The following is a 3,841-nucleotide window of genomic DNA, read 5'->3' as shown; positions in this document are numbered from 1 at the left end:
GGGGGCTGTGGGGGCTGACCCGGACCACCGCGGCGGACCGACTGGTGCTGCTCCAGCAGGTGTTCGGGGAGGACTCGGAGCTGGGCGCGGACTCGCGGTCGTATCTCCAGGGGCTGATGACGTCCGTCCGGGCGGATCAGCGGTGGGGGGTGTCGGCCGCCGCCGAGGGCACCTCCTGGGCGCTGAAGAACGGCTGGCTGCCGCGCAGCACGACGGGGCTGTGGGTCGTCAACAGCATCGGCCGGGTGACGGTGGACGGGGCCGACCGCCTGGTGGCCGTGCTGTCGGACGGCACGGCGAGCCGGGCGGAGGGCATCTCCCTGGTGGAGGCGACGGCGCGGGCGGCGGTGTCGGCGGTCGGCGCGGGGTGATCGCGGCGGCGCACGCCAAGTGATCTACGCTTCAGGGGCATTGACGACAAGCAGGCCGGACGGGGGGCTGTCTCTTCGCGGTGCCGCGGGTCCGGCCGCGGAAGGAGTGCGGTGCCCGACGTTCGACCTGCTCGCCGAGTTCTTCTGGCCGGCGGCCTCGGAGCCGCCGCCGCTGCCGCCCTGCCGGTGCCGGCGTACGCGTCGGCAGCCGAACCCGTCCTCCTCCGGCTGGCCGGGCCGGCCGGGCCCGCGCCGGTGGGCGCGGTGGAACTGCACCTGGTGGACCGGTCGCGGACCGATCCCTGGACGGACCGGCCGCGTGAGCTGATGGCGACCGTCGCCTATCCGGCCGTGGACGTCCGGGACCGCCCGCTGCTGCCCTGGCTGCCGCCGGGCGCCGAGCGGGCGCTGAAGGCACGGTACGGCGGCGCACTGGACGGCTACGCGTTCCCGTGGACGCACAGCGCGGACCGCGCTCCGGCCCGGCCGGGCCGGCGGCCGGTGCTCCTGTACTCGCCGGGCGCGGCCTCGGACCGCACGTTCAACACCCTGGTGGTGGAGGAACTGGTGTCGTGGGGCTATGTCGTGGTCACGGTCGACCATCCCCACGACTCGGGCGAGGTGGAGTTCCCCGACGGCCGGGTGGTGCTCTCCGCCGGCGAGGGCAGCACCGAGGCGGAGGTCACCGCCGCGGTCGCGGTGCGCGCCGCCGACCTGCGGTTCGTGCTCGGCTCACTGGCCGTCCTGTCCCGCGGCGGCAACCCCGACGCCGAGCGGCGCCGGCTCCCGCGCGGGCTGCGCGCGGCCCTGGACCTGTCGCGCGTGGGCGCGTTCGGCCACTCCCGGGGCGGTGCCGCGGCGGCGGCCCTCATGGATCTGGACCCCGGGGTGCGGGCCGGCGCCGACCTGGACGGCACCGTGTTCGGACCCGTGGTGGGGCGCGGCCTGGACCGGCCGTTCCTGCTGATGGACACGGCGGTGCACGACGGGCTGAACAAGGACCCGTACTGGCCCGAGTTCTGGCGGAACCTGCGCGGCTGGCGCCGCTGTCTGCGGCTCGCGGACGCCGGGCACCACTCCTTCACCGACCTCGTGGCCCTCGCCCCGCAGCTCCCGCCCGGGCCGCCGTTGCAGGTCGGCACGATCGCCGCCGACCGGGCGGTGGCGGCCGTACGGGCGACGGTGCGGGCCTTCTTCGACCTCCAGCTGCGCGGCCGTCCGGACACCGGGCACCTGCTGGACGGGGCGTCGCGGCGGCACCCCGAGGTCGGGTACGTCGCCGGGTAGGCGGCTCAGTCCGGTCGTCTGCGGCTCCGCCACAGGATCACGCCGGCCACCAGCAGGACCCCGCCCGCGCTGCCCGCGAGCGGCGCCGCCCAGTCGGAGGTGCCGCTCGCGGCCTTGGGGGTGTCCGGTCCGGCGCCGAAGTACTTCTCCTCGTACGAGGCGGCGCGCAGGCCCCGGGGCTCGATGCGGGCCGCGGCCTTCAGGGCCGCGGCCGGGTCGATCATGCCGAAGCCCCGGGAGTCGTCCCGGCCGCCCACCGGGGCGTCCCGCGCGGTGTCCTCCAGGAGCTTCTTGATCTGGGCCGGGCCCAGGTCGGGGTGGGCCGACCTGATCAGGGCCGCCGCCCCGGAGACGAAGGCGGCGGCCGCGCTCGTGCCCCAGCCCGCGTAGTACTTGTGGTCGGGGTCGGCGATGACGACGTCGACCCCGGGCGCGCTGACGGCCGCGTACCAGCGGCGGGTGGAGAAGGCGGCGCGGGTGCCGTACTTGTCGACGGCGGTGGCGGCGATGACGCCCGGGTAGGCGGCCGGGTAGGAGACGTGGTCGCCCTTGTCGCCGCCGTTGCCCGCGGAGGCGACGACGACCACGCCCTTCTTCAGGGCGTACTGCACCGCCTCGTCCTCGCTCGGCTCGGGGTGCGCGGAGTCGGAGTCGTCGCCGAGGGAGAGGTTGATGACGTCGGCGCCGTGGTCGGCGGCCCAGCGGATGCCGTCGGCGAGGGCGTTGCCGCGGGTGGTGCGGGCCTTGGCGCGGGCGGGGTCGCCGTCCTCCAGGATCACCCGGACGGGCAGGATCTTCGCCTCGGGGGCGACGCCCAGGACGCCGTCGGTGCCGCCGGTTCCGTGGCCGTGCCCGGCGATGATGCCGGCCATGGCGGTGCCGTGCCGGCCCCAGGTGCGGTCGCCGGGCTCGGCGCCGAAGCCGATCATGTCCTTGGCGGGCAGGACGTTGCCGGCGAGGTCCGGGTGGTCGGCCTCGACGCCGGTGTCCAGGACGGCGACGGTGATGCCGCGGCCCTTCGTGGTCTGCCAGGCCTCGTCCAGGTGGAGGGCGGACAGGGCCCACTGCTGGGCGCGGATGCCGTCGGCGTGGGCGGTGGCGGCCGGCAGCAGGGCGAGGGAGCCGGCGAGCAGCAGGCTCACCGCCGTTCGGCGCGCTGCCGCTCGGCCGGCCGCCGCTCGGCTCACTGTCGTTCGGCGCAGGGCCGCGCGGCGGGGGCCGCGCGTCGATCGCGTCATGAAGGCTGCTCCGTGGCCGTGCCGACGGTGGTGCGCAGGCGCCGTTCGATGCGGTCGGCGAGGCCCTGGGCCTCGTTGCCGAGGCCGGCCTGGGCCGGTGCGGTGGTGGCGCCGGAGCGGACGGCGTCCGCTGCGGGCTGGGGGGTGTCGACGGTACGGCCGTCGGCCCAGCCGGAGACCGAGTAGGCGACGACGGGGGCGTCGGTGAGGACCTTGAGGGTCCAGGAGGCCCGCTGCCGGTCGCCGAACTCGGCGGCGGCCGTGCCGGCGGCGGCGTACGGCCGGGGCATCAGGTCGGCGCGCTGGTCCAGGTGTTCGTCGCGGACACGGGCGGCGAGCGCGGACATGGCGGCCGGGTCGCCCTTGGCGAACAGCAGGCCGACGGTGGTGACGTAGCTCTGGGTGGCGTCGGTGTAGGTGGCGCGCAGCAGCCGCTGGCAGCCGACCGGGGCGAGGGCCTTGGACAGCAGCGGGTCGAAGGCGCCGGCGCAGCCGCTGTCGGGGGCCACGGCGATGCGGGTCCAGACGCGGTCGGCGCCGCCGGGGCCGGCACCCGTGCCCTGGACGGTGGGCGGGAACAGCTCGTCCACGGGCACGTTGTGCCAGAGCGACCGGGCGGTGCCGAACGCGTTCTCGGGGCTGTCGGCCGCGCCGCCCCCGGTGAGCCAACTCCCGGTCGCCGCACCGCCGATGAGGCCGAGACCGAGCACGAGACAGGCGGCGGCAGCGGCGGTGCGCGGCCCCACCCGGAGGTGCGGACGCCCGCCGGACACATCGGGCTCCGCGAAGGACACGACGGGCCGCCCGGCCTGGGCGGCGCTCCAGGAATGCCCCGGATCCGGCGCGGGACCTCCCGGATGCGCGGGCGCCAGCGGACTCCAGCCACCGTCCCTGGCCGCGTCCCGGCCGGCACCGGCGGCACCAGGGCCGGGACGCGGCCAGGGA

2 protein-coding genes and 2 pseudogenes are annotated in these 3,841 nt (G+C 76.8%); 2 read left to right on the top strand and 2 right to left on the bottom strand.

Features of this window, described 5'->3' with window-relative positions; all coding sequences use genetic code 11:
* Positions 1 to 371, top strand: a pseudogene (locus CCN44_RS30355) (serine hydrolase); the annotation flags it as partial.
* Between the two features lie 111 nt (positions 372 to 482).
* Complete coding sequence (locus CCN44_RS30350; RefSeq protein WP_237482138.1) at positions 483 to 1,658, top strand: alpha/beta hydrolase; 1,176 nt, start codon at positions 483 to 485, stop codon at positions 1,656 to 1,658.
* A gap of 5 nt (positions 1,659 to 1,663) precedes the next feature.
* Here CCN44_RS30350 and mycP read toward each other — a convergent pair whose 3' ends face one another.
* Both mycP and CCN44_RS30340 read right to left on the bottom strand, forming a co-directional pair.
* Positions 1,664 to 2,896 carry a type VII secretion-associated serine protease mycosin gene (gene mycP, locus CCN44_RS30345; protein WP_079080904.1) on the bottom strand — a complete coding sequence of 411 codons (1,233 nt, stop codon included), beginning with the start codon at positions 2,894 to 2,896 and terminating at the stop codon, positions 1,664 to 1,666.
* Positions 2,893 to 3,841 (bottom strand): annotated as a pseudogene (locus CCN44_RS30340) (hypothetical protein); the annotation flags it as partial. The pseudogene CCN44_RS30340 and the gene mycP, both read right to left, overlap by 4 nt.

This window comes from Streptomyces tricolor, assembly GCF_002155905.1.
Classification (GTDB): Bacteria; Actinomycetota; Actinomycetes; order Streptomycetales; family Streptomycetaceae; genus Streptomyces; species Streptomyces tricolor.
The sequence above is the reverse complement of the archived record's forward strand: the minus strand, read 5'-3'. Positions and strand labels throughout refer to the sequence as shown.

What these genes read in the sequence shown, in the direction of transcription:
- mycP (WP_079080904.1), bottom strand. Translation starts at nt 2,896, where the DNA reads ATGACGCGATCGACGCGCGGCCCCCGCCGCGCGGCCCTGCGCCGAACG.